This window comes from Pseudomonas sp. 18-147 (assembly GCF_051048045.1).
GTDB lineage: Bacteria > Pseudomonadota > Gammaproteobacteria > Pseudomonadales > Pseudomonadaceae > Pseudomonas > Pseudomonas aeruginosa.
Window position 1 is genome coordinate 3,293,224 of the sequence record NZ_CP182296.1, and the last position, 26,086, is coordinate 3,319,309.

A 26,086-nucleotide genomic window follows, 5' to 3' on the forward strand; every position below is an offset into this window, starting at 1 on the left:
CGTCGGTTAGCGCTCGCTGATGGCTCGCAGATTGTCGGAGGTGAAGAAGTCACGCTTCAGGCGGGGGGAGCCGTTGTCTTCGGTGAGCCAGCGAATATCGTTCTTGCCCGCACCGATCGAGGTCATGTCGAAGAGGTAGCGGCCATCCGCCAGGTTGTACTGGACCTGGGCCTGGACGTCGCAGGCGCCTGTCTCGTACACGGGAATCGAGAACCCTTCGCGCACTTTCCAGATCTGCCCTTGCTTGTCGTAGTCCACCGCCAGCAACGGGTTCCAGCTGTCCTCGTCGATGTAGAACATGCGCTTCGGCGCCTGATGGCGCATGCCTTGACGGACATTGGCCTCGACGACCCAGACCCGATGCAGCTCATAGCGACGCGACTGCGGCGCGATCGAGTCGTTGCCGGCAAACGTCTCCACCTTGGCGCCAGTGTCGTAGGCACCGAAATCGTTGTAAGGCACCAGCAACTCCTGCTTGCCGATCAGCTTCCAGTCGAAACGGTCCATGGTGCCGAAGAAGACGTTCGCCTCGTCGACGGTGTACTGGTTATCCAGGCCGATCTGTGGCGCATCGTAGGAGTACGACGGCATTCGCCGCACGCGGCGCTGGCCGGGGAAGTAGTAGAAGGTCGTGGCCTGTTCGCCGGCCACGGCAGTCTGTACCGCGGACTGGCCGGCCAGAGCAGCCGGCTCGAGGTAGTTGAAGAAGGTCGCATTCTCCAGGCGGCCAACTGACGAGAAGAGCGCACTCCCCTTTTTCCCCCAGGGCGTGAAGAAGAAGGTATCTGTCGACTGACGTAACCATTCCCCCCCTTTGCGTGGAGAAATTCCGGAAATGGTCCGGGGAATTTCGACGCCAACGCCGCGGTAGCGCATCTTCATGTTCCACATCACCTCGGCACCGGTACTCGGCATGGGGAACGGGATGCCCGGAACGTGAGCCTCGTCCAGAGCGAGGCCGGCAGCATCGAGCTTGGCGAAACCAACGTTCTGCCGGGTGTTCTCGACCACGAAGTCCGGAGCGCTACAGGTCCGACGGGTCGGATACACATCCATGCGATAGCCGGGAATCCTCTTGAACAGCTCGACCTGTCCGGGGGACAGCTTGCTCGAGTGTTGCGCGAGATTGTTCGCGTCGATGCTGTAGAGCGGCTTGTCGCCCTTGAACTTCCAGTGCTCTCCTCGCACCTGGCCGTAGCTCCATCCCTCGTCCTGCTGTCCAGGCTGCGTCCAGGCAGGAATATCCCCGCTTGCACTCGCTGCGATCTCCCCGCCCAAGGGGGTCAGTTTCGACCCCAGCGCCTCGGGGCCCTGGGGCGCAGCCTGGACCGAACAGAGCACGGTCGATACCGCGAGGGTCATGAACAACTGCTGCTGGAAAACACGACGGGTGGGCGCTTCACCTTCCAGCCGTTCAGTTACATCTTTCATTGGATGGCTCCTCACACAGGGCATGGACCGGTTGCTCGACCTCCCAAGGGGATGAAGTCGGCTCTTGTCGATAATGATCATTTGACCTGATCAATTGACCATGTCGGACGATCATGAGGCAAACCATATGCCAGTTCTCTTTCATGTTTTTTTAATTGTTATAAATCAGGCGGTTATGGAAAAAGTTCTGTTCCAGGCCCAGTGCCCTGTGCACCACCTTGGGAAGTAAAGAAACATGTGTTACCTGGAGATGCTTGGTAACAGGGCACAAGAGAGCTTGAGGGGAACTTTCGTAGATATCGGCTCGGGCATTTTTAATTGTCGTTTCGCCTCGGGTCAGAGGGAGCGATCGGATATGACCGGTCATGAATCGAGCAACTTTATCCGACAATGCACGCTCCGCGGCGGAGCGGGACTATAGCGGATGTAATGCCTGCAAAAAAAACCGCCCCGAAGGGCGGTAAAAGGCAGGGCCAGGGCCTGCCATGGAGTTACAGCAGAACAGTTCTGCCAGGTTATCGGGTCAGAAAGAAAAACTTGTCGCGCCGTATTGTTTATCGTGGACGAGGAAACGCTTGGCCGTATACCTTGTTCGAACGCTCCAGCGCACCATAGGCATAGTACAACTGCACCATGGAATAGGACCAAGCCAGGAAGGCCATGGTCATGAAGACCATCTTCGTGTCGTCTCCCGGAATCGGGAAGAAGTCATATCTGAGCGCTACTACCAGGCCCGCCAGCCCGCCAGCGATGGTGGCCAGAGTATGGAGGGCTTCGCCTGCACGGGCCAGTTGCAAGGTGAAGTAGCAAAGATACAAGGTATAGGCTGACCACATGAATACATAGAAATAAGGGAGGAATCCCTCGATGATTCCAGACAGGAAATAGACGCCGGTAGCGGCAAAGCCAGCTACAAAAATGAGGATGTCCTTGGCGGGCGACGGTTTGTAATCGTGGGTAACTGCCATTAGCCCGAGCGTAGCGATAACTGGCACTCCCACCCCTCGCGAAAAGGCGTCGAGAAAGATCGCGATGTTGTAGTTGGCTTGCCAGCCGGTGGCTATGAATGTAGTGAAGTTCGATGCCGAGATACCTACGATCAAGAACTCCAGACCAAGCAAATAGTTTTTCCGCCTGATGAATGCAGCGCCATAAAACAATCCGGAAATCACCAGGAGAATACATGAGAGCAGAGCGAACAAGTCTCTCGGTTCCACGTTAACTGCCCCTTCAGATAGAGTTGTATCGATGCCTTGTGTCTAATCGGTGCAAGGGAGTACGGGCATAACCCCATTAACTCCCCGCATCGTTATCAGCCGTTCAAGGCTTTGTCTTTGCGCACTTTCTTGTCGGTCCATGCATCCAGTAGCCTGGCGGCCGCAAAGGCCGTCTTTATGGCGCACCATTGAAGTGGCTCGGGTAGCATGGATGGCGTCTTGTGTTCCAGCGCCGCTAGCAGCGGAGGCTCTCCACCGCCGATTCGCTCGGCGAAAAGCGCGCCCATGAGCGATTGAGTGGCAAGGCCATGCCCTGAACATCCCGCCGTATAGAAGATGTTCTGCCTGGCCCCTGTCACCCCGACCACGGGGAGGAAGTCGTAGGCCCCGCTGATATACCCGCTCCAGCAATGCCGAATGGCAAGGCCCTGCAAGGAAGGAAAACGCTCGCGCAACACTCTCGACAACGCGGCGTAGGCGGCGTGGTCCGGAACATTGGGTGTCTTCGAGCCGTAGGCATAACCCAATTGCTTCACGGTCAGCAGCAGGGTGTCATGGGCCGTCAGGCGATGACTTTCCATGGTGTAGTGCGGCGTAATGAGGCCTTCACGCTCTTGCCAACCCAGGGACGCCAGTTGCTCCGCCGATAGCGGCTGGGTTTCGATTGCCGAAACCCGGATCGGTGCAACCTTGTTGCGGAGCACTCCCAGCTGAGGCGTGTAGGCGTTGGTCGCCAGAACCATTACAGGGGCGGTGGCGATACCCTGGGCCGTATTGCAGGTAATCACCTGCCCTTCACAGTAGGAAAGCACCGGCGTGCGTTCGTACAATTTCACGCCAGCCTTGATTGCCGCACGACGCAGGCCGTTGACGTACTTTCCCGGATTCAAGGTGCCGCCACGCTGCTCGCTGCCAAACAGGAATGCGGGCGGTATGCCTCGCGCGCGCATCTCGGCGCTATCCACGAAGCGCGTGACAGAGCCCAGCGCGTGGCCAAGCTCCATGTTCGCTCGCAGTCGCTTTTCCTGGCTGGGATGGACGGCGGCCCGGATGATTCCCGAGGGCGTGTAATCGCAATCGATGTCCAGCGCAGCCAAACGCTCTTCCACATAGGTGACGGCCTCGTCATAGAAACCGACGAACTTACGTGCCTGCTCAAGCCCCACTCGCTTGACGAAAACCTCGCATTCTATGCCCATACTGCCGAGCAGATAGCCGGCATTGCGCCCGCTGGCCCCGAAGCCTGCGAACTGCTGTTCCAGAACGATGACGTTCGCTCCACGCGCCATTAGTTCCAGCGCCGTTGACAGGCCGGCGAACCCGGCGCCGACCACGACTACGTCTGCGTGCTCGTGGCCTTTCAGCGCCGGCTGCAGGTCGTCTGGCTGCTCCACCCATCCGCCAAGGCTGCGGAATCTCATGGGTTCTGCATTGTTGCGTGCCGCTCCGTTGAAGGCATTCATTCACATCACTCCCGGGTTGCCGGACGTTGTTCCTCTCATGGGCCGATCCATGGCAGTGCCGCTAGAACCCCTTACCCGCCTCGGAAAAGGAGGGCATGCCCAACAGCTCTTGCGGGTCACGCATCTGACCATCGATCTCCACCCAACCCAGTAGCGTGGAACTGGCACTCCACCCCAGCAGACGCTGCATTTGCGAGGGGAGCTGCCGAACGCGCTCGACGGGTATGGAAAGGAAGTGGTTTTCTTCCAGGCGCAGGAAGGCCAGGTCATAGGCCATGGTCAGGCCTGTGCGAGGAGCGTCGGATCTGTTGGCGCCACCGCCGTGATATACCGATCCCAGCCAGAGAAGCGCAGTGCCTGCCTTCATTTCTGCGCCGATGGTTTCTTCCTGGGTGGGCATCCGTTCGTCATCCCATTGATGACTGCCAGGAATGACCCGCGTCGCGCCGTTCTCTTCGGTGAAGTCGGTAATCGCCAGCATGAGCTGCAAGCGAGCCTCGCGACCATACTGCGGATGCCGCCAGAGCGAAGTGGCATCGTCGCGATGCAGGGGTTGAAGACCTTGTCCAGGCCCGATCTGTATCGCCTGGGTCATGCTCAGTTGGATATCGGGCGTGATCTCGACCCGATCGTTCCCTACCCAGACATGGGTGGGAGTCTGCAATACCTGCTTTGCCGTCTCGAGGAACAGGGGGTTCAGTGCCACTTCCACGGCGGAGTCGCTTTTCGCCAGGATCCGCGCGGTACGTCGAGTCTGGGTGCCGGCGAAGTAAGGGTCCATGCCGCAGGGGGTAACGCCCAGATAGCTGTCCAGGTCCTCGGTAAGAGACTTCAAGGTTTCTTCCGAGACGAAGTTGCAAATAGCGACAGCGCCATCACGCCTGATGATTTCCACTACCTGCTCGATCGGGGTGTCGCAGCTGACTGTCGTCAATCTTCGCGTACTCATCTGATGCCTACCTGTGTGGTGTTGTCATTGTTCTGCAGGGCTTCCGCAATCAACCTCAGCCCATGAGCGTTCACTCTCATGCGGTCAGACCGCCCTCTCCTTGCGCCTGGCGAGGAAAGGAGGTTTGATCATACGACATGATCACGTGATCAAGTCAAACGATTAATAATTCTGCGTGGCATCTCGGCGCTCAGGAAAGGCCAGCCGAATCAAGATCCGGCTCTACGCGGGTTCGCGCTGGCGATAGCGGATTGCCCAGGCTCGATCCTGTTTCGCTTCGGCTACGCATCGCCGGCGGTCGGAGCGAAACATCTGGAGAGACAAAGGGTCGCTGCCTCGGTCCTCAAGCGTGTCGACTCATGGATTGGGGGACGGCCATGCGTTAGCATTCGTCCCGGTCGACAGCGGACCAGTCGCCTGGCGGCAACACCGAAGAAGGAGAAGCTGAATGGCTCGAGTGGGCGCCGAAGTGCGCAGGCAAGACTTTATTGAGGCCGCCGTGAAGGTGATCGCGGAATATGGTGTGGCGAATGCCACAACCCGTCGCATCGCGGCCGCGGCGAATTCTCCATTGGCCTCCCTGCACTATGTCTTCCACACCAAGGACGAATTGTTCGACGCGGTCTATGAATCCCTGATAGACAAGCCACAGCAGTCCTTGCTGCACGTTACGGCGGGAGCCACGGCGGCAGACTCGGTAGCAGAGATATTGCGCCAGTTGGTCGGGTGGTTCACCACGCATCCGGAACTGGCGACTACGCAGTTCGAGCTGTTTTTCTGGAATCTGCGTAACAACCCCGCTATGGCGAGCAAGATCTACACCGATTCCGTCGAAGCGACGAAGCAGGCCATCGAACAGGTCGCTGGCTCGGTGCTGGACCAGGAAGCGCTGGCCACTGTCAGTCGCTTGCTCATCAACCTGTTCGATGGCTTGCTTCTCGCCTGGTCCGCCCATGGTGACCAGGAGCGGCTGAATGCCGAGACCGAAGCCGCCTGCCAGGCTGTGAAGCTGTTGGTGGCCAGCTTCTGATCTTTTCGAAGGCGCATCTCTAGAGAGGGGCATGGTGACACGGTTCGCCGTGCCCCTGCTCTTCGGGCCTCTTGCCAGTTCAGGTGCGGCGCCTCTTCTAGTTCTCCTCTCCCCGCCTCCGCTTCCAGCGGAATCCTGGGCGGCTATCTCGCCGGTCCTTCCCCCTCATAGTCCTGCAAGTTGACTGTGCGCTTCTCGTCCATGCAACAGGCCTTCCGCCATGGCCTGGCGGGAACTGGCTGCGGCACCTAGGTGCAAATAAACCCAAACCGATGGAAACCTGGTGCATTTCGCACCTTGTACCAGCAGCTCGCTCGCGCCTATTCTGGTCAAACGATCAAGTCAAAAGATCAAGTCTCTATAACACAACAATAGGAGGCGACATGTCCTCTCACACTGCTCTTCCAATTGAGCCGCTCGATGTTCTGATCATAGGAGCCGGTGTGTCTGGCATCGGCGCTGCGGCTTACCTTCGACGTCACCAGCCGCACAAGGTGTTTGCGATTCTCGAGTCCCGGGAGCGAATGGGCGGCACCTGGGACCTGTTCCGCTATCCCGGCATACGCTCCGACTCGGACCTGTACACCTTCGGCTTCGACTTCAAGCCTTGGACCAAGGCGAAATCTCTGGCGGATGCCGCCGACATTCTCGAATACCTGCGAGAAGCCGTCGCTGAATACCAGTTGGACCCCTTCATCCAGTACCGGCAGAAAGTGGTCTCGGCGAATTGGCAGAGCGACAAAGGGCTGTGGGCAGTATGCGTCGAGGACGGCCACACGGCAGAAACCCGCACCATCGAATGCCGCTGGCTGTTCAGCGCAGGCGGCTACTACCGTTATGACCAAGGCTTCAGCCCACGCTTCGAGGGCGCGGAGCAGTTCAAGGGGCAAATCATCCACCCGCAACACTGGCCCGAGCGCTTGGACTATCGGGGCAAGCATGTGGTGGTCATCGGCAGCGGCGCAACGGCGGTGACCCTGATTCCCGCCATGGCCGACGAGGTCGCCAGCATCACCATGTTGCAGCGGACGCCCTCCTATATCGTCAACCAGCCCGCCAACGATTCCGTTGCCGCTTTTCTTCGCAAGATTCTGCCGGCGCAAACCGCCTACTCACTGACGCGCTACAAGAATGCCAAGATCACCCTGGTCTTCTGGCGATTCTGCCAGCGCTTCCCCGGGCTCGCCCGCAAGCTGCTCATATGGCTGACCCGTAGAGAATTACCGAAGGGCTATCCGGTCGACGTTCATTTCAACCCGCCCTACAAGCCCTGGGACCAACGCTTGTGCTCGGTTCCCGAAGGCGATCTTTTCAAGGCCATCAGTGCAGGTAAAGCCTCGGTCGTTACCGACCATATCGAGCGCTTTACCGAGTCCGGTGTCTTGCTCAAGTCCGGCACGGAACTGAAGGCCGATATCATCATCACGGCCACCGGTCTGAACGTGCAGTTGTTCGGCGGTATCGCCCTGCACAAGGATGGCGAGCCGGTAGTGTTGAGCCAGACGCTGGCGTACAAGGGCACGATGCTTTCCGGCGTACCCAATTTTGCCTTTGCGGTGGGCTATACCAACTCATCCTGGACGCTGAAAGTATGCCTGCTGTGCGACCACTTCTGTCGCTTGCTGGGCTTCATGGACAGCCAGGGCCATAACGTCTGCGAGCCGAAGGCGCCGGATGGTGTCGAAACCCGTCCCCTGCTGGATTTCGGGGCCGGATATGTCCAGCGGGCATTGGATGGCATGCCGCGCCAGGGGCCTCGTGAGCCCTGGGTGATGTCGATGGATTACTTCCGTGACATCAAGCTTTTGCGCCGAGGGAAGGTCGCCGACGAATGCCTCCGGTTCAGCACGGTGCCTGACGCCTATCTGCACAGAAGCGTGGCGCTTCAGACTCAGGGCGGCGGGCGATGACTGCGGATCGGTTCTGCGAGCTACCGGGCAAGCGTAGCCTCTGCTATCGCAGCCACGGTCCGGAAACCGCGCCTGCGGTCATCCTCATCGTCGGCCTGGGGCTGCAATTGATCTACTGGCCTGAAGCGCTCATCGCCGGCCTGGTCGAGCGGGGCCTACGCGTGATCACGCTGGACAACCGTGACTCGGGCAGGTCTTTCTTCACCGAGGTCACCCCGCCCACGACCCTGCAACAGTTCTTCCGCAAACCGACTGCGGGGTATGACCTGGGCGACATGGCCGACGATGTGATCGGCCTCATGGATGGCCTGCGCCTGGGTGCGGCGCACGTCGTAGGGATGTCGATGGGCGGCATGATCGCCCAGACACTTGCCGCTCGTTATCCGCAGCGAGTCATGAGCCTGGCGTCCATCTTCTCGACGACAGGATCGCTTCGAGTAGGCCAGCCAGCGTTCAAGACCATCTTGCAGCTTCTCCGGCGTCCTCCCCGGAACCAGCGGGAGAGCGTTCGCGACTATGTGGAGATCATGCGTTCCGTCGGTACGACGCTGGAATGGGACGAGCAGGCCCATCGCGACTACGCCATGCAAGCCTGGGAGCGAGGCGGCGGGGAAGCGAGCAACCTCGGGATGGCGAGGCAGATCGGCGCCATCATCAACTCGGGCGACCGAACGCAGGAACTCCAGCGAATTCGCTGCAACACGCTGGTCATCCATGCTGAGAAAGACCTCATGGTCGCCACCAGCGGAGGCTTCGCCACGGCGGCGGCCATTCCCAGGGCGCGCTTGGTGCTGTTGCCGGGAATGGGGCATGACTTCCCCGCCTGCCTGACAGGAACACTGCTTTCCCTGCTCGCAGGCCAAATGCATTAGTACGGAGCATCCCTTCAGGGGCGGGTGGGTGCCGCCCCTCTTTTTACACCTCGGGACTTGCATGGGGCTTTTCGAAGTTCGTGCTTATCCCGGCCCACATAAGACAAAAAGGTTCCCGGTTGATTCTCGACCGCAGAGCCATGCATCACACGCCGGAGCCGTTGGTTCGCCCTGCGCGTGAATTCCTCCACTGCCGTTCAACAACGACAAAAATCGAGCAAGAGGTACGTATGGAATTCAAGTTCTTACTCCCCGCCAAAGTCGTGATGGGACCCGACCTGCGTGAGCGCACCGGCGAATACCTGCGGGAACTCGGCGTGGCGCATGTGCTGATCGTGACGGACGCCGGGGTAAAGGCCGCAGGCCTGTTGAATGGCGTGTATGCCAGCCTGAATGAGTGGGAGATCGCGTTCGACGAGATATCGGACGTCAAGGCAAACCCTCGCAGCGAAGACATCAACCAGGCGGCGCAGCTGTATCGCGGCAAAGGTATCCACGGCCTGCTGGCCATCGGCGGCGGCAGCGCGATGGACGCGGCCAAGGCGATCAGCCTGCTGCTGACCCACGAGGGTCGGATCGAAGACTACGAGGGCTCTTTCACCCTCAGGCACGCCATCCCGCCTATCGTCGCCATCCCGACCACCGCCGGAACCGGCAGCGAAGTGACCTGCTTCTCGGTGATCACCGATACCGCCCGGCATTTCAAGATGAGCGTCCAGGATTACCGGGTGGGCCCCGTTCTGGCATTGCTCGACTCCCGCATTCTCGACACGCTGCCTGCATCGATTGCCGCCGCAACCGGCATGGATGCCCTCACCCACGCCATCGAAGCCTACACCTGCCGTGTGTCGAATCCGATCAGCGACGGGCTGGCGCTGCATGCCATCCGCCTGATCAGCCAATACCTCAGGCCCGCCGTACTGGAGCCGGGCAACCTGCATGCACGCGAGCAAATGCTGGTGGCCAGCCTGATCGCCGGCATGGCCTTCGGTAACGCGGACGTCGGCAGCGTGCACTGCATTTCCGAAGCCATCGGTGGCATGTACGACACGCCACACGGCGTGGGCAACGCGATCTTCCTGCCCTTCGTGTTCGGCCATAACCGCGACGCCGACATCACCCGCCACGCGCAGGTCGCCTATGCACTGGGTATCGACCCCAACCTCTCGCCGGCCGAGGCCGCCGAGGCCGCTGTCGGCTACCTGTTCCAGATGAGCAAGGACCTGGGCATCCCCCGCTTCGCCGAGGTGAAAGGCGTGCGCGAGGAAGACTTCCTGAGCATCGCCGAAAAGTCGAAGAAGAATTTCTCCGACGGCAGCAATGCCAAGCAAATGACGGTGGAAACCTACCGTGAAATCGTCGCCGCCGCTTACCACTACGTAGCGTGAAGGAGGCCAGTCATGAGCGAATCAATCGCCGGCGCTTCATTGAAGCGCACGCTGGGTCCGTTTTCCGTTCTGCTGTTCGGTCTGGCGTTCCTCGCTCCGTTGATCGTGTTCGGCACCTATGGCGTGATCACGCAGGCCAGCGGCAACACCACTGCGATGGCCTACCTGATCGCGGCAATCGGCGTGGTGTTCACGGCCTTGAGCTATGGCCGGCTGGTCAGGGTGTTCCCGGTCGCCGGTTCGGCCTACACCTATACTCGCAAGATGCTGAGCGCGAACCTCGGCTTCATGGTGGGCTGGGCCGCCCTGCTCGATTACTTCTTCATCCCGATGCTGATCTGGCTGCTCGGCGCCAGCTACCTCAACATGGCCTTTCCAGAGGTGCCGCAATGGGTGTGGATCATCGGCTTCATCGTCTCCACCTCGCTGCTTAATATCCTGGGCATCCAGGTCGCCAACCGCTTCAACGTGCTGTTGATGGTCGCGCAACTGGCCATCATCGTCGTGTTCATCGGCCTGTGCGTGCACTACATCGTCGCGGTCAACGGCCCTGGCGGGCTGCTGTCGGCCAAGCCGTTCTTCAACCCGGACGTGTCCTTCGCCACCAGCATGGCCGGCGCCGCCATTGCCGCGTACTCGTTCCTGGGCTTCGACGCGCTGTCCACGCTCAGCGAGGAGACCCGCGACCCGGGCCGGACACTGCCGCGCGCGATCCTGCTGGTCGCATTGATCGGCGGCTCGGTCTACGTCGGCTCGTCGTACTTCATGTACCTGGCGCACCCCTCCCCCGCCTTCGAGCATGTGGACGGCGCCGCCTTCGAGATCGCCCGCATGATCGGCGGCGACCTGTTCTTCGCCGTGGTCCTGGCGGGGATCATCATCGCCCACTTCGCCGCAGGCATGTCGTTCCAGGCCAGCGTGGGCCGGCTGCTGTACGCCCTGGGGCGGGACAACCAACTGCCGCGCAAGCTGTTCGGTGCCCTGCATCCTCGCTACAAGACCCCGGCCTTCAACATTCTGCTCTGCGGCATTTTCGGCTGCGCGGGTTTTGCCCTGACGATCGCCACCGCGACGTCCCTGGTCAATTTCGGCGCGTTTCTCGCCTTCAGTGCAGTCAACCTTTGCGCGTTGCGGCTCTCCTTCGATACCCGCCTCGGAGACGGGGCGGGCTTGCTGCGCGGGGTGCTCTGCCCGCTCGTTGGCCTGGTCACGGCCGGGTGGATGCTGGTCAGCCTGGATAAAGACGCGCTGATCATGGGCTGTAGCTGGCTGGGCCTGGGGGCGGTCTATCTCGCTTGCCGGACCAGTTTCTTCCGCAACCCGGTGCCCGACGCGCTGGCGTAGTGACCACCCTTCTATCGAACGCTCTGACAACAACCACAAGGCCGGCTTCGAGCCTGCCCTTCAATGGCGAGAATCGATATGCAAACCAAACTTCTGATCAATGGTGCCCTGGTGGCCGGCGAAGGCGAGAGCCACGCGGTGTACAACCCGTCCCAGGGCAACGTCCTGGTGCGAATTACCGAGGCCAGCGGCGCCCAGGTCCATGCCGCGGTGCAGAGCGCGGATGCGGCCTTCGACGCCTGGTCGCAAACGCCGCCCAAGGATCGCGCGGCCCTGCTGCTCAAGCTCGCCGAGCGCATCGATGCCCAGGCGCACGTGTTCGCTCGCCTGGAGGCGGACAACTGCGGCAAGCCTTTCAACGCCGTGCTGCTGGACGAACTGCCCGCCGTGTCGGACGTGTTCCGTTTCTTCGCCGGCGCCGTGCGCTGCCTTCAGGGCTCGGCGGCGGGAGAGTACGTCGCGGGGCATACCTCGATGATCCGCCGCGACGCGGTGGGCGTGGTCGCCTCCATCGCGCCGTGGAACTATCCGTTGTTGATGGCAGCGTGGAAACTCGGCCCGGCATTGGCCGGCGGCAACACCGTGGTGCTGAAACCGTCGGAGCACACGCCGCTGAGTACCTTGAAACTGGGCGAGCTGCTTGCCGAGATCTTCCCCGCCGGCGTGGTCAACATCGTCCACGGTCGAGGTGCCTCGGTGGGTGAGCCGCTGACCAGCCATGCCCAGGTGCGCATGGTGTCGCTGACTGGCTCCGTGCGCACCGGCAGCCGGATCATCGAAGGTACGGCCGAGAGCGTGAAACGCATGCACATGGAGTTGGGGGGCAAGGCTCCTGTACTGATCTTCGACGATGCCGACATCGACGCCGCCGTCGAAGGCATCCGCACCTTCGGCTTCTACAACGCCGGCCAGGACTGTACCGCCGCGTGCCGCCTCTATGTGCAGAAAGGGGTCTACCAGGAGTTCGTTCGCAAGCTCGGCGAGGCCGTATCCAGCATCCGGTGCGGGCTGCCGGACGATCCGGCGACCGAGATGGGACCGCTGATCACCAAGGAGCATCTGGAGCGTGTCGAGGGGGTCGTGAACCGGGCCAGGGAGTTGCCGCACATCGAAGTGGTCACCGGCGGCAAGCGCGCCGAGGGTGCCGGCTTCTTCTTCGAGCCGACGGTCCTGGCCGGCGCTACGCAGGAGGATGAGGTGGTGCGCCGCGAGATCTTCGGCCCGGTGGTGACCGTCTCGCCGTTCGAGGATGAAGCCCAGGCGCTGGCTTGGGCGAACGACTCCGATTACGGCCTGGCGTCTTCGGTATGGACCGCCGATGTGGGGCGCGCTCATCGCCTGGCCGCCCGCCTGCAATACGGCTGCACCTGGGTCAACACCCACTTCATGCTGGTCAGCGAAATGCCCCACGGCGGGGTCAAGCTGTCCGGCTACGGCAAGGACCTGTCGATGTACGGCCTGGAAGACTACACCGTGGTGCGCCACGTGATGTTCAAGCACTGACCGCCCACACCCCGGACTACCCAGATCATTTTTCAAGAGGTTTGCATGAACAACATCGAGACGTTCGAAAGGCTCGAGTCCAACGTGCGGATGTACTGCCGCGACTTGCCCCTGGTGTTCGATACCGCCCAAGGCAGCAGGATCCGCGGCGAAGATGGCCGCGAATACCTGGACTTCTTCGCCGGCGCCGGCGCCCTGAACTATGGCCACAACGACCCGCGCATGCGCGATGCGCTGATCGCGTATCTGTCGGCCAACGGCGTGACCCACGCCCTCGACCTGCACACCACCACCAAGCGCCAGTTCCTGGAAGCGATCGAGCGCGACCTGTTCAAGCCACGCGGCTGGGACTACAAGGTCCAGTTCACCGGCCCGACCGGTGCCGACGCCGTCGAGGCGGCGTTGAAGCTGGCGCGCAAGGCGACCGGGCGTACCAAGGTCGTATCGTTCTACGGGGCTTACCACGGCATGACCGCCGGCGCCCTGGCCGTCACCGGCAACCGCACTCGCCGTGGCCCCGGGCTTTCCACCGACGTGGTGTTCGTGCCCTACGAAGACAGCCCCTATGGCGAATTCGACAGCATTGGCTTCCTCGAGCGCCTGGCCAACGACCAGGGCAGCGGCTCGGAGCTGCCGGCGGCGGTGATCGTCGAGTCGGTGCAGATCCAGGCCGGCGTCTACCCGGCTTCCAACCAATGGCTGCAACGCTTGCGCAAGTGGACCACCGACCACGGCGTGCTGCTTATCTGCGACGAGATCCAGGCCGGTTGCGGCCGCACCGGCGACTTCTTCGGCTTCGAGCGCTCCGGGGTGGTGCCGGACCTGATCACCTGCGCCAAATCGATCGGCGGCTTCGGCCTGCCGATGGCGATCGTGTTGCTTCGTGCCGGGCTGGATGTATGGCAACCGGGCGATCACATCGGCACCTTCCGCGGCAACCAGTTGGCGTTCCTGACCGCCCGCATCGCGCTCAGCTATTGGCACGATGAGCAGTTCCTGAAATTGCTGGCCGACAACTGCGCGGCCATGGAGCGCGCAGTTGCCGGCTTTGCGGAAATTCCAGGCGTCGCGTCCGCGCGTTGTCGCGGCATGATCGCCGGCATCGATTTCGGCCGCGGCAACGTCGAGGTCGCCAAGGACGCCCAGCAGCGCGTGCTGCAAGCGGGCGTGCTGGTCGACCGCTGCGGCCCGAATGGCGAAATCATCAAGCTGATGCCACCGCTGAACACTCCGACCGACCAACTCGAAGACGGCCTCAGGGCCTTCGGCGAATCGGTCGCGGCAGCGCTGGGAGAATAGCTGCCAGGGTCACCCTTCGGCCTGTGTTGAAGCGCAGGCCGGAGACCTGTTGGACATCAGCCAGAACAATAATCAGGAGACCTCGAGCGTGCGTGAACACAATGATGAAAGCTTCGAGTTCGAAGTGTCCGTGATCGGGCTCGGAGCCATGGGAACCATCATGGCCCAAGCGTTGCTCAGGCAAGGCAGGCGCGTGGCGATCTGGAACCGCTCGCCCGGCAAGGCCGCGGCGCTCGTCGCCGCTGGCGCTCACCTGTGCGAGAGCGCCGAAGCCGCGCTGGCTGCAAGCCCGGCCACGATCTTCGTGCTCCTGGACAACCAGGCGACCCACGAGGTGCTCGGGATGCCAGGTGTGATGCAGGCGCTGGCCAACCGTACGATCGTCGATTACACGACCAACGCCCGGGACGAGGGCCTGGCGCTTCAGAGTCTCGTCAACCGCGCGGGCGGCCATTACGTCAAAGGGATGATCGTGGCCTACCCGCGCAACGTTGGTCGTCGCGAAAGCCACAGCATTCATACCGGTGATCCTGAGGCCTTCGAACGGCATCGGGCGCTGCTTGAGGGGCTTGCCGGTCATACGACGTTCCTCCCCTGGGACGAAGCATTGGCCTTCGCCACCGTGCTCCACGCGCATGCGTTTGCCGCGATGGTGGCTTTCTTCGAGGCCGTGGGGGCTGGTGTCCACTTCGGCCTGCCGCCTTCGAAGACCGCTCGGCTCATGCTCGACACGTCGCGCTTTTTCGTCGCCGATGCACTCGAGGAAGCGGTCCGTCGGCTGGAAGCGCAGGATTTCGCAGGCGATCAGGCGAGGCTCGATGTGCATGCCCAGGCCTTCGCCCATATCGCCGGAGCCCTGCACGCACAAGGGGCCTGGACGCCGGTCTTCGACGCGCTGTGCCAGGCCGTGCAACGCGCGGCAGCCATGGGCTATGGCGACCAGGACATCGTAGCCGTCACCCGCCTGTTCGCCCGCGAATGCGACACCGCAAGCGCGGCGGGACAGTGACTGCGCTGCGCTTCTAAGGTCCTCGTGGATAGCGCCCGAAGACAACAACTATAAAAAATCGCTGGAGAATCATATGCGCCGATTCGGTTTTCTACTGGCTGTCCTTGTACTGGTCATCTTCCTGAGTGCACTGTTTTCGAAGCCTTCCGTCGTCAACCGCGGGACGGCTCAGCGCATGGAGCACTACCCCACCGTCGGTATCGGAGACATCTTCCGGGGGCACTAGCCAGGCCTCGGGCGACAGACAGCCTCAAAGCCTGCCATGCGGTCGCTGCCACCCGTTCGACAGCGACCGTGTGCGCCTCAGTGGTCTATGGCTCCGCTGGCGCCAAGGCCGGTCTGGCCTCGTACGTATTGGTCGGCGAAGGCTGCCCTTTCCGCCATGGCCCGCTTGGTCCGGTCCAGGCGGGAAACGCCATACGCCACCAGGAACGCCAACGGCATGGAGAACAGCGCAGGCTGGGTATAGGGGAACAGCGGCTCGGCGAAGTGCAACACATCCACCCACACCAGCCTGGAGAAAACCACGAAGCCCATGGCGCTGAACAACCCGACGTAGCCACCGGCCAACGCGCCACGGGTGGTCAGCCCCGACCAGAACATCGACAGGAACAGCACCGGGAAGTTGGCCGAAGCGGCGATGCCAAAGGCCAGGGCGACCATGAAGGCCACGTTGATGTTCTCGAACACGATGCCCAGGGCTATCGCCACCAAGCCAAGGCCCAGGGTTGCCAGCTTGGTTACCCGCAGCTCCTGCGCCTCGCTGGCCGCGCCCTTCATGATCACCCGCGCATACAGGTCATGGGCGATGGCGGACGCCCCGGCCAGGGCCAGGCCTGACACCACGGCCAGGATGGTGGCGAAGGTCACGGCGGAGAGGAAGCCCAGCAGCAGGTTGCCTCCCACTGCCTGGGCCAGGTGCATGACCACCATGTTGCCCCCGCCCAGCAGCTTGCCTCCCGCTTCCCCGCCCTCGAAGAACCGGGGCTGCTGGCTGACGATCACGATCGACGCCAGGCCCAGCAGGAAAATGACATTGAAGAAGTAGCCGATGAACCCGGTGGCGTAGAGCACCGACTTGCGCGCCTCCCGGGCATCGCCGACGGTGAAGAAACGCATCAGGATGTGCGGCAGCCCGGCGGTGCCGAACACCAGCCCCAGGCTCAGCGATAGCGCGGTCAACGGGTCGGCCAGCAAGCCACCAGGGGCCAGCAGGCGTTCGCCCAGGGCATGGCTATCCATCGCCTGGCTGACCAGCCTGTCATAGCTGAAGTCGAATTCGCGCATCGCCAGGAACAGCACCAGCGAGCCGCCGACCAGCAGCAGGAATGCCTTGACGATCTGCACCCAGGTGGTTGCCACCATACCGCCGAAGGTCACATACAGCATCATCAGCGCACCGACGATCACCAGGGCGATCTGGTAGTCCAGGCCGAACAGCAGCCTGATCAACTGCCCGGCCCCGACCATCTGCGCCACCAGGTAGAAACACACCACGGTCAGCGATCCGATGGCGGCCATGGTGCGCACCTTGCCCTGGTCGAGACGGTACGAGGTGATGTCGGCGAAGGTGAAGCGGCCCAGGTTGCGCAGCCGCTCGGTCATCAATAGCAGCAGTACCGGCCAGCCCGCGAAGAAGGCGATGAGATAGATGTAGCCATCCATCCCGGAGCTGTAGATGAGCGCGGTGATTCCCAGCAGCGTGGAGGCGGACATGTAGTCGCCGGCCAGCGCCAGGCCGTTCTGCCAGCCCCGGATACCGCCACCGGCGCTATAGAAATCCGCCGTCGAATGGGTCCGTCGCGCCGCCCACCAGGTGATGCACAGGGTGAACAGCACGAACACCATGAACATGCCGATGGCATGCAGGTTGAGCGGCTGGCGCTGGCCAGCGTCCAACGCGGGCGAGGCCAACAGCAGGCCGGAGTGCAGCGACAACGCCAGGGGAAGGAGCTTCTTCATGCGCCCTGCTCCTCTTCCAGCCCAGCGACCAGAGCCTGGGTCAGGCGATCGAATTCGCCGTTGGCGCGGTACACATAGAGCGCCGACAAGGCACAGAAAAACACGAACAGGAACACGCCGGCCGCGACGCCGAAGGTCATGTTCGAGCCCTGCGCCAGACGCCTGGCAATCAGCTCGGGGCAGAACGATACCAGCGCGATGTAGCCGTGGAACGTGGCCAGGATCAGCAGGAGCAGGCTCAGGGTGAAACGGTTTCGGCGCGCCACCAGTTGCTGGAACCGGGCACTGGCGCGGATACGCGCGTATAGCAGGCTGGACATGGGACACCTCGGGCAACCTAGTTATTGTTATGGAATATGCGGGTGCGGCAGCGCCATCAGCGGCCGGCGTCGCCGGCCTCCTCCTCCTGCCGGGCCCACTCGCGCAGGACGAACTTCTGGATCTTGCCGGTGGCGGTCTTGGGCAGTTCGGTAAGCGTCACATGCCGCGGTGCCTTGAAGTGCGCCAGGCGCTCGCGGCACCAGCGGACCAGATCGTCACCCGTGGTTCTGGGTAAGGCATCCGCCCGCAAGGCGACGAACGCGTGGGGTGTCTCGCCCCAGCGCGAATCCGGGCGCGCCACCACCGCGGCCTCGACCACCTCGGGGTGCTGGTAGAGCACTTCCTCGATCTCCAGCGAGCTGATGTTCTCGCCGCCGGAAATGATGATGTCCTTGGCCCGGTCCTTGATTTCCACGTAGCCGTCCGGGTGCAGCACGGCCAGGTCGCCGGTGTGCAGCCAGCCGTCGGCCAACGCGGCACGGGTGGCCTCGGGGTTGTGCAGGTAGCCTTTCATCACGGTGTTGCCCCGCACTACCAGTTCGCCAAGGGTGCGGCCGTCGGCCGGGACCGGACGGCCGGTGTCGGTATCCAGCACCGTGGCCTCCTCGAGCATCGGGTGGGCGACGCCCTGGCGGCTCATGAACTGGGCCCGGGCCTCCAGCGGCAATTCGTCGACCCCCGGCTGCCACAGGCACAGGGTGCTGGGGCCGTAGCTTTCGGTCATGCCGTAGGCGTGGGTGATGCTGAAGCCGCGTGCTTCCATGGCGGCGATGACCGCGCTGGGCGGCGCGGCGCCGCCGGTGATCACCGATACCGGCACGGCAGGGACGCTGGCATGCTCGGCATGGATCAGCATCGACATCACCACCGGCGCGGCGCTCAGGTGGGTCACCGCATGCTCGGCAATCGCAGCGTGGATCGCATCTGGCTGGACCTTGCGCAGGCACACGTGCGTGCCACCGGACAGCGTCACCGCCCAGGTATGGCTCCAGCCGTTGCAGTGGAACATCGGCAAGGTCCACAGGTAGATGCTGCGCGGCCCCAACTGGAAGATCAGCGCGCCGGCGCAGGCGTTGAGGTAGGCGCCGCGGTGATGCAGGACCACGCCCTTGGGATCCCCCGTGGTGCCGGAGGTGTAGTTGATGGCGATCGACTGCCATTCGTTCTGCGGCGCACTCAGCGGCCGCCCCGGGTCGCCCTGGGCCAGAAACGCCTCATAGTCCAGGTCGTGGGCGAGGTCGGCTCGCTCGGCCTGATCATCGTCGATGCCCACCAGCAAGGGCGGCGCATCGAGCATGGCCAGCGCCTGCTGGGCCACGGCACCGAACTCACGGTCGCAGATCAGCACCCTGGCCGCGCAGTGGCGCAGGATGAAGGCGATGCTGCGTGCCTCCAGGCGAATGTTGATGCATACCAGCACCGCCCCGGCACCGGGTACGCCATAGTGGGCCTCGAGCATTTCCGGGATATTCGGCGCCAGTATCGCCACCCGCTCGCCCGCTTGTACGCCGACCCGCTCCAGGGCACTGGCCAGGGCGCAACTGCGCTCGTGCAACTGGCGGTAGCTGTAGCGCCTTGCGCCATAGACCACCGCATCGCGCTGCGGGTACACCTGCGCGGCACGCTTGAGGAACGACAGCGGCGACAGCGGGACATGGTTGGCTTCGTTGGGAGCAAGCTCGTGCTCGAGGGTCGGAACCATCATGGCAGCCACCTCATCGACACATTGCTCGGGTCTTGCACGCACATACATACCTCCTGTTGTTGTTGTTATTGCGCCAGGGCGCGTTACAGGCTGCTGCACAGGTGGCCGCCATCGACCACGATCTCGGCGCCGCTCATGGCCCGCCCGGCATCGCTGGCGAGCAGCAGCAAGGCGCCGTCCAGGTCCGCCGGCACGCTGAAGCGGCGGCTGGGGATACGCGAGCGCAACTTGTCGCCGGCCTCGCTGGCCAGGAAGGCCTCGTTCAGGTCGGTCATCACGTAGCCGGGCGCCAGGGCGTTCACCCGGATGCCATGGCGCGCCAACTCCAGCGCCATGGCGCGGGTCAGGTGGGCCAGGCCGGCCTTGGCCGCCAGGTAGGGGCCGACGGCGCCGGCCACACGGCTGGCGAGGATCGAAGTGACATTGATCAGGCTGCCGCCCTTCCCCGCCGCGACCATGCGCCTGGCGCTTTCCTGGGCCACCGCCCAGGCGCCCTTGAGGTTGGTGTCGAGCACGCGGTCCCAGCTTTGATCGTCGCAGGCCAGCAAGGGCTGGCTGTCGCTCACCCCCGCATTGTTGACCAGCACATCCAGCGGGCCGGCGGCATCGAGCACCCGGCAGATATCCTCACGGCAGGTCACATCGAGGGCAAAGGCCTGCGCCCGCCCTCCCGCCACCTCGATGGCCTCCACCAGTGCCTGCAGCGGCGCCTGGCGCCTGGCAGTCACCACCACCTCGGCGCCTGCGGCGGCCAGGGTCATGGCGAAGTGGCGGCCCAGGCCGCTGGAGGCTCCGGTCACCAGGGCGCGGCGCCCGTCGAGGGCGAACAGTCGGGTCAGGTTCGGCTGCATCAGCGGGCCTCCAGGCGCTGGTCGAGCAGTTTCTTCGCCAGGCTCATGCGGTGCACCTCGCTCGGGCCGTCATAGATGCGGAACGGGCGAATGTCGCGGAAGATCCGCTCCACCACGGTGTCTCCGGTCACCCCGCGCCCGCCCAGTACCTGGACGCAACGATCGACCACCCGCCACAACGCCTCGGCGCTGATCACCTTGGCCATGCTGGAGTCGACATTGGCCCGCCGGCCCTGGTCGAGCACCCAGGCACAGTGCCACACCGCCAGGCGCACCACGTGCAGGTCCATCATGTTGTCGGCCAGCATGAAGCCCACACCCTGGTGCTCGCCCAGCGGCTTGCCGAAGGCGTCGCGGGTGCGCGCATAGTCGCAGGCGATGTCGTGGGCGCGACGCGCGGCGCCCAGCCAGCGCATGCAGTGGGTGAGCCGCGCCGGCGCCAGGCGCACCTGGGCATACCGGAACCCCTTGCCGATCTCGCCGAGCACATCGCTCGCCGGAATACGCAGGTTGTCGAAACGCAGCTGCCCGTGGCCACCGGTGAAGCAGCTGTCCAGCGAGTCCAGCTGACGCTCATGGATGATGCCGTCGCGTTTCATGTCGGTCAGGAACATGGTCGCCGTACCATCCTCCATGCGCGCCATGATGATGCCGAAGTCGGCGCCTTCTGCGCCGGTGATCAGCCACTTGCGGCCATTGATCAGGTAGTCGTCGCCATCGCGGGTGGCGGTGGTGCGCAGCATCGAGGGGTCCGAGCCGGAGCCTGGCGCAGGCTCGGTCATGGCGAAGCAGGAACGGGCATGGCCCTGGACCAGCGGGCGCAACCAGCGGTCTTTCTGCGCCTCGGTGGCGACCACGTCCATCAGGTGGATGTTGCCTTCGTCCGGGGCATGGATGTTCAGCGCCACCGGGCCCAGCGGCGAGTAGCCGGCCTCTTCGAAGACGATCGCCTTGGCCACGTGGCTCAGCGCCAGGCCACCCATTTCGCGGCTGGCGTGGGGCGTCAGCAAGCCGGCCGCGCGGGCGCGGGCCACCAGGTCCTGGCGCAGGGCGTCGCTGGGGCCGTGGCTGTCCTGGCGGGGGTCGTTCTCGAGCGGGATGACCTGCTCGGCGATGAAGTCTCGGGTCTTGGCCTGCAAGGCGAGCAGTTCGTCCGGGAGGGTGAAGTTCATGGTTGTCCTTCTGGGTGCTTGTCTGTCGGGAATGAGATGGCTGACGCCGTTCAGGGCAAGGCCTTGGGATTGCTGATGGCCAATCGGGCGAGGGTGACCTGGCGCAATGTCTCGACCAGGGTTCTATGGTTTTGCGGGGCGTCATGGCTGCCCAGGCGAATGGCCCGTGCCAGTTGGCGGCGCAGGTCGGGCAAGGCTGCGGGCGCCTCGTCGACCAAGGCGGCCAAACGTGTCCGCTCCTGGTCCTCGGCCAGAGCCCCCAGGCGGCTTTCGCGGGCTGCGATGGCCATGGCATTGGCGATCATCAGGGCCGGGTAACGCAGCTCGCCGGGCAGCGCTGGCAGCAGTTGCTCCAGAAGCGTCGAGCGAGCGATGTCGAGCAGTTCATGGGCATCGGGCTGGGTCATGGCGCTTCGGCTCCGGTCATGTGCAGGATGTCGAGCTCAAGCTCCGGCAGCAGTCGTGCGGTCAGTGCCAGCTCAATGGACGGCTCTTCGCCGGACAGGTGGCGCTGGCCTTGCTGCAGGGCGATCACCGCCCAGCGCAGGGTGGCCATGACCTGCCAGTAGTGCAGTTGGCTGCGCTCGATACGCAGCGGAGACACCTCGTGGTAGCCCCCCAGGAAGTCCTCCAGTTGGCCGATACCGCCGGCCTCGAGGTCTGGGCGGGTGAAGCGCCAGCAGCGGGCGGTGAACCAGCCGAGGTCTTCGCACGGGTCGCCCCAGCCGGTGAACTCCCAGTCGAGTACGGCTTCGAGTCCCTGTTCGCTGGCCAGGTAGTTGCCGGTGCGGTAGTCACGGTGCAACAGACACAGGATGCTGTTGCGCGGTGCGTGCAGCTCGCACCAGCGCAGGCCCCACTCCAGCACCGGATAGGCATCGGCGAGGGTGTCGAGGTAGTGGCGATAGGCGTCGATGGTCGCCAAGGCCGGTGAGCGGGTTGGCATCGGCAGGAAATCCAGCGCGGCGCACGGCGGGCGAACCTGATGCAGGCGCGCCAGGTTGGCGCCAAGCTGCGCCGCCAGCTGCGCCCGGCCCTGGGTGCCGGCGCCAGCGCTGAGCAAGCGACCGGCGGCGACACCCGGCACGTACTCCATCAGGAAGAACACCCGCCCATGCACGCGCATATCGCGGCACAGCCACAGCGGGCGCGGTACTTTCACACCGGCCTGATGAACCACTTGCAGCACCGCGAACTCCTGTTCGCGGTCAAGGCTGGCGGGTAGCGCGGAAAGCGCATCGCTGCGCAGCACCCAACGCCGGGCGCCAGCCCAGGGGCCGCCTTCGATCAGCAGGTCCAGCAGCCAGTTTTCCTGGATGGCGCCGCCGCTCAGGCGCTGGCGTGCCTGGATGACCACCCGCTTCGCTGCGGCGTGCTCGCGGATGAACTCGACCAGTGGCTGGTCGTCCGGGGCCACGAATGTCTCGCCGTCCCGTACGGTCGTAGGAGGAGTGCTCATGGGGTTGTAGGGCCTGCCTGTAGTCATGTTGTCAGACAGCTTTAGCAACGCCTGGGCCAATTTTCGGGATATGCCTGTAACCCGCGCGCTCTCTGGCGCCAGGTTTTTCCATGGCGCTCGACGAAGCAATCCGGGTTTCACTTTTGCAACGAACTGATTCAGTATCGAAACAATTCAATCCTGAACAGGTCTCGACATGCGTCCTCCCCTTTCCCAGGTCGTCGTGCTGGTCAGTCACCTTCAACGACCTCGGCAGCGCAGTCGCCTCGCCAGCCTGGTGGCCGGCCTGGCGGCGGGCTACCCGGACGTCCATATCGAGGTGCTCGACACCTCGGTATCCGAAGCCCTGCAAACCGCCCGCGATCTCGAACAGCGCGGCAAGGCCGACGTGTTCGTCTGTGCTGGCGCCACTGCCGCCTACCTGCGTAGACACCTGGCACGTCCGGTTCTGACGATGCGTGTTGGCGGCGGAGACCTGTTGCGTGCGCTGGAGCAAGCCCGCGAACACTCCTCCCATGTCGCCCTGCTCAGCTACAACCGCATCGACCGGGACCTGCAAGCCATGCGAACGCTGTTCACGGTGCAGGTTCACCAGGTCGCCTACACCACCCTGGAAGAGGCTCGCCAGGCTGTCCTGGAGGTATCCCGCCTGGGTTGCCGCAGCATCATCGGTTCGTCGACGGTGGTGGAGCTGGCGGAACAGGCAGGCCTGCACGGCGTGCTGTCGCTGAGCGAAGACACTGCGCGCAAGGCGCTCGAGGAAGCCATGGGAGTCCTCGACAGCCAGCGCCTGGAGATCGCCAAGCGGCGGCATCTGGACGCGGTGCTGCAACACATTCCAAGCGGTGTGGCAGCGGTCGACAACCAGGGTGTGGTGCAATCGCTCAACCCTGCCCTTGCCCAGTTGCTGGAGTTGCCGGTCAGCTCGGCTCTGGGTCGACCGTTACAGCAGCTATGCCCGGAGCTTGACCTGCAACAGGCGCTAGAGGATGGCGGTGGCGAGGAAAACCGGGTGATCCGGCTGGGCTCGCACGCCGTGGTCAGCAATCTCCTGCCGATCCTGGAGAATGGCGAGCGTACCGGCCTGGTGCTCACCTGCCAGGACATCACCGCCGTGCAGCGCGCGGATCAACGCATCCGCTCCACTCGCCGTCCAGGTGCCTTCACCGCGCGTTACCGGCTCGAACAACTCAACGGCGCGAGCAAGGCCAACCGTGAGATGTTGCAGCTGGCCAAGCGCTTTGCCGCCAGCCATTCGACCATCCTGATCACTGGCGAAAGCGGCACCGGCAAGGAACTGCTCGCCCAAGGGATCCATAACGAGAGCCCTCGCCGGCACGGGCCTTTCGTCGCCATCAACTGCGCGGCGTTTCCCGAGTCGCTACTGGAAAGCGAACTGTTCGGCTACGAGGAAGGCGCCTTCAGCGGTTCGCGCAAAGGCGGCAAGCCCGGCCTGTTCGAGGCGGCGCACCGTGGCACGCTGTTCCTCGACGAGATCGGCGACATGCCTGTGTCGCTGCAGACTCGCCTCCTTCGTGTATTGCAGGAGCGAGAGGTCTTGCGCCTGGGCGGCACCGAGCCGATCTCCATCGACGTGCGCATCATCGCCGCCACCCACAAGGACCTGGGGGCCGCCATGAAGGATCGCGAGTTTCGCACCGACCTGTATTACCGGCTGAATATCCTGCGCTTGCAGACCACTCCCCTGCGCGAGCGGCCCGAGGACATTCCTCTGATTTGCCAGGGAATCAGCCAGCGCCTGCTGGTCCAGGGCCAGCCACCGGGTGCCGCAGGCATAACGACGCTCCTGCTACCCTACCTCGTCCGCCATTCCTGGCCCGGAAACGTCAGGGAACTGGAGAATGTCATCGAACGGGCGATGCTCTCCGCCAGCGAAATCTTCCATGAGCACGGCGTGGATGAGCATTACCTGGCTCGCGTGCTGCCCGAGCTATTCGAAGGCCAGCCTCAGCCCAGGTCCCGGAAAGAGCCATCGCGCACAAAGGATTTGCACGCCATCGGCAAAACCGCGCAGTTGCGCTACATACAGGAGACGCTGGACAGCTGCCAGGGCAGCCTTGACGAGGCTGCGCGTCGGCTCGGGATCAGCCGGACCACGCTGTGGCGGCGGCTTCGCTCGGCACGCTGAGCAAAACGATGCGCCTGGGCGATGCGGAACTCGCCCAGGCATGGACGCGGCCGGTGCCGTGAAACTCAATTGATCAGCGGAACCTGCTTGCCGATCTGCAACGCCTCCAGCGCGTCCAGCTGCGCTTCGATCTGCAGGAAGCGCATGGCCCGCCGAGGTGACATCTTCTCGGCCACTTCCTGCACGTACCGGTGCAGCACGGCCAGCTGTTTCTCCTGCAATCCCCGATAGAGGTCGACCATCCTCGAAGCTTCCGCGTCGGTAATGCTGCCGGAACCATAGGCGCGGGCATATTCGAGCAGGAGCTGGAATGTCTCCTTGTGCAGGCTGTCCGTCTCGCCTCGGTAGCGTGAATAGATCGGCCAGAACGTCTCGGCTTCGGTGCCGTCCAGCGCCATGTTTGCCTCGACCATCCGTTTGCGCTTGTAGTTGATGGTTTCCAGCTGGTTCCTGATCTTTTCCTTGTGCTCGTTCATCACCTGCTCGACCGATGGCAGGGGTTCGTCGGCATGAGCGGCAAGGGAAAGGGTCGCGACCAGGGTGGCCACGAAAAGCAAGCGCCTGGACATCGGCGTTCTCCTTCTGGGTTGATCGAATGGATTCATGCTGCCGCGGTGCTGTAGCGCCGCGCGATATTTGACCTTGGTTTGCGCGATATTTGCCTAGGCAGTTCCGTTTCACATACGGCAAAGGAATTGTCTAACTGATACCGAGAACCGATCTCCAGCGCGCCGGATCACGACTAAGCATAACCGTAAATGCTTCCTGACCAGCTATCGGCGTATAAGCAGCAGCGATCCTTTCAGGGTCGTCAATCAAGTTGAATGTCATATCGTTCTTAAGCGTGGCACTCAGGAAAAAGCACACGCCCAGGTTGCGCAGCATGGCCGGCAGCGCGCTGGTCTCGAGCCGAATCTTCTCGGCGCTGCTATTGACATCGCCCATGCGCCGCCCGGCTCGGGAGACCGACTTGCCGGTGTCGCCCAGCGCACCAATCAGCCGCCGTAGCTCACGCTGACCTTGCTCCAGGTCAGCGCGCAGCCGCAGTGCGA

Annotated in this window: 22 protein-coding genes; 9 read left to right on the forward strand and 13 right to left on the reverse strand. The window is 63.3% G+C overall.

Translation table 11 applies throughout. The features are described from left to right. Positions 1–6: 6 nt before the first annotated feature. The 4 genes from ACM0M4_RS15695 to ACM0M4_RS15710 form a co-directional block, all read right to left on the reverse strand. Positions 7–1,431, reverse strand: a complete 1,425-nt coding sequence (locus ACM0M4_RS15695; RefSeq protein WP_003089182.1) for a DUF1329 domain-containing protein — start codon at positions 1,429–1,431, stop codon at positions 7–9. A 554-nt stretch (positions 1,432–1,985) separates the two neighbouring features. Then, positions 1,986–2,633 (reverse strand): hypothetical protein, encoded by a 648-nt coding sequence (locus tag ACM0M4_RS15700; RefSeq protein ID WP_003122770.1) that lies wholly within the window; start codon positions 2,631–2,633, stop codon positions 1,986–1,988. Positions 2,634–2,743: 110 nt separating this feature from the next. Continuing rightward, positions 2,744–4,111, reverse strand: coding sequence for an NAD(P)/FAD-dependent oxidoreductase (locus tag ACM0M4_RS15705; protein WP_023105328.1), 1,368 nt, complete (start codon positions 4,109–4,111; stop codon positions 2,744–2,746). Positions 4,112–4,172: 61 nt separating this feature from the next. Beyond that, on the reverse strand, positions 4,173–5,060 hold the full coding sequence (locus ACM0M4_RS15710) for a phytanoyl-CoA dioxygenase family protein (RefSeq protein WP_003158799.1): 888 nt from the start codon (positions 5,058–5,060) through the stop codon (positions 4,173–4,175). 448 nt (positions 5,061–5,508) lie between these two features. On the opposite strand from ACM0M4_RS15710, the gene ACM0M4_RS15715 reads away from it, so the two are divergent. The 8 genes from ACM0M4_RS15715 (at position 5,509) to ACM0M4_RS15750 (ending at position 15,415) form a co-directional block, all read left to right on the forward strand. Next, positions 5,509–6,090 (forward strand): TetR/AcrR family transcriptional regulator, encoded by a 582-nt coding sequence (locus ACM0M4_RS15715; RefSeq protein WP_003122773.1) that lies wholly within the window; start codon positions 5,509–5,511, stop codon positions 6,088–6,090. Between the two features lie 383 nt (positions 6,091–6,473). Beyond that, on the forward strand, positions 6,474–8,000 hold the full coding sequence (locus ACM0M4_RS15720; protein ID WP_010794177.1) for a flavin-containing monooxygenase: 1,527 nt from the start codon (positions 6,474–6,476) through the stop codon (positions 7,998–8,000). Next, entirely contained in the window at positions 7,997–8,872 is an 876-nt protein-coding gene (locus ACM0M4_RS15725; RefSeq protein WP_003144183.1) for an alpha/beta fold hydrolase, read from the forward strand. The genes ACM0M4_RS15720 and ACM0M4_RS15725 overlap by 4 nt, the downstream gene beginning before the upstream one ends. 230 nt (positions 8,873–9,102) lie before the next feature. Beyond that, entirely contained in the window at positions 9,103–10,260 is a 1,158-nt protein-coding gene (locus tag ACM0M4_RS15730; RefSeq protein WP_023128897.1) for an iron-containing alcohol dehydrogenase, read from the forward strand. 12 nt (positions 10,261–10,272) lie between these two features. Continuing rightward, positions 10,273–11,604, forward strand: a complete 1,332-nt coding sequence (locus tag ACM0M4_RS15735) for an APC family permease (RefSeq protein WP_023128898.1) — start codon at positions 10,273–10,275, stop codon at positions 11,602–11,604. A gap of 78 nt (positions 11,605–11,682) precedes the next feature. Then, entirely contained in the window at positions 11,683–13,107 is a 1,425-nt protein-coding gene (locus tag ACM0M4_RS15740; RefSeq protein WP_054376076.1) for a gamma-aminobutyraldehyde dehydrogenase, read from the forward strand. A 45-nt stretch (positions 13,108–13,152) separates the two neighbouring features. After that, entirely contained in the window at positions 13,153–14,406 is a 1,254-nt protein-coding gene (locus tag ACM0M4_RS15745; RefSeq protein WP_003089166.1) for an aspartate aminotransferase family protein, read from the forward strand. Positions 14,407–14,494: 88 nt separating this feature from the next. Beyond that, a complete protein-coding gene (locus ACM0M4_RS15750) occupies positions 14,495–15,415 on the forward strand; it encodes an NAD(P)-dependent oxidoreductase (protein WP_003122778.1) in 921 nt (306 codons plus the stop codon). A 303-nt stretch (positions 15,416–15,718) separates the two neighbouring features. Here the strand turns inward: ACM0M4_RS15750 and ACM0M4_RS15755 are convergent, their stop codons facing one another. The 7 genes from ACM0M4_RS15755 to ACM0M4_RS15785 form a co-directional block, all read right to left on the reverse strand. After that, complete coding sequence (locus tag ACM0M4_RS15755) at positions 15,719–17,377, reverse strand: cation acetate symporter (RefSeq protein ID WP_003158805.1); 1,659 nt, start codon at positions 17,375–17,377, stop codon at positions 15,719–15,721. Then, the gene (locus tag ACM0M4_RS15760) at positions 17,374–17,697 is read right to left on the reverse strand and encodes a DUF485 domain-containing protein (RefSeq protein WP_003089157.1); all 324 of its coding nucleotides are present in this window, start codon (positions 17,695–17,697) and stop codon (positions 17,374–17,376) included. The genes ACM0M4_RS15755 and ACM0M4_RS15760 overlap by 4 nt, the downstream gene beginning before the upstream one ends. A gap of 56 nt (positions 17,698–17,753) precedes the next feature. Next, positions 17,754–19,400, reverse strand: a complete 1,647-nt coding sequence (locus ACM0M4_RS15765) for an AMP-binding protein (protein ID WP_029770929.1) — start codon at positions 19,398–19,400, stop codon at positions 17,754–17,756. Between the two features lie 86 nt (positions 19,401–19,486). Beyond that, positions 19,487–20,254 (reverse strand): SDR family NAD(P)-dependent oxidoreductase, encoded by a 768-nt coding sequence (locus ACM0M4_RS15770; RefSeq protein ID WP_003123438.1) that lies wholly within the window; start codon positions 20,252–20,254, stop codon positions 19,487–19,489. Continuing rightward, entirely contained in the window at positions 20,254–21,426 is a 1,173-nt protein-coding gene (locus tag ACM0M4_RS15775; protein ID WP_010794173.1) for an acyl-CoA dehydrogenase family protein, read from the reverse strand. Before ACM0M4_RS15775 ends, ACM0M4_RS15770 begins: the two co-directional genes overlap by 1 nt. 50 nt (positions 21,427–21,476) lie before the next feature. Continuing rightward, positions 21,477–21,833, reverse strand: coding sequence for a DUF6285 domain-containing protein (locus ACM0M4_RS15780; RefSeq protein WP_003089151.1), 357 nt, complete (start codon positions 21,831–21,833; stop codon positions 21,477–21,479). Then, complete coding sequence (locus tag ACM0M4_RS15785) at positions 21,830–22,885, reverse strand: phosphotransferase family protein (RefSeq protein WP_016253453.1); 1,056 nt, start codon at positions 22,883–22,885, stop codon at positions 21,830–21,832. Before ACM0M4_RS15785 ends, ACM0M4_RS15780 begins: the two co-directional genes overlap by 4 nt. A 196-nt stretch (positions 22,886–23,081) precedes the next feature. Here ACM0M4_RS15785 and prpR point away from each other — a divergent pair, with 196 nt between their 5' ends. After that, a complete protein-coding gene (gene prpR / locus ACM0M4_RS15790) occupies positions 23,082–25,034 on the forward strand; it encodes a propionate catabolism operon regulatory protein PrpR (protein ID WP_023128900.1) in 1,953 nt (650 codons plus the stop codon). Between the two features lie 65 nt (positions 25,035–25,099). On the opposite strand, the gene ACM0M4_RS15795 is transcribed toward prpR, so the two are convergent. Beyond that, a complete protein-coding gene (locus tag ACM0M4_RS15795) occupies positions 25,100–25,582 on the reverse strand; it encodes a transcriptional regulator (RefSeq protein WP_223309047.1) in 483 nt (160 codons plus the stop codon). A 151-nt stretch (positions 25,583–25,733) separates the two neighbouring features. Continuing rightward, positions 25,734–25,979 carry a hypothetical protein gene (locus tag ACM0M4_RS15800; RefSeq protein ID WP_034028439.1) on the reverse strand — a complete coding sequence of 82 codons (246 nt, stop codon included), beginning with the start codon at positions 25,977–25,979 and terminating at the stop codon, positions 25,734–25,736. Between the last annotated feature and the right edge of the window lie 107 nt (positions 25,980–26,086).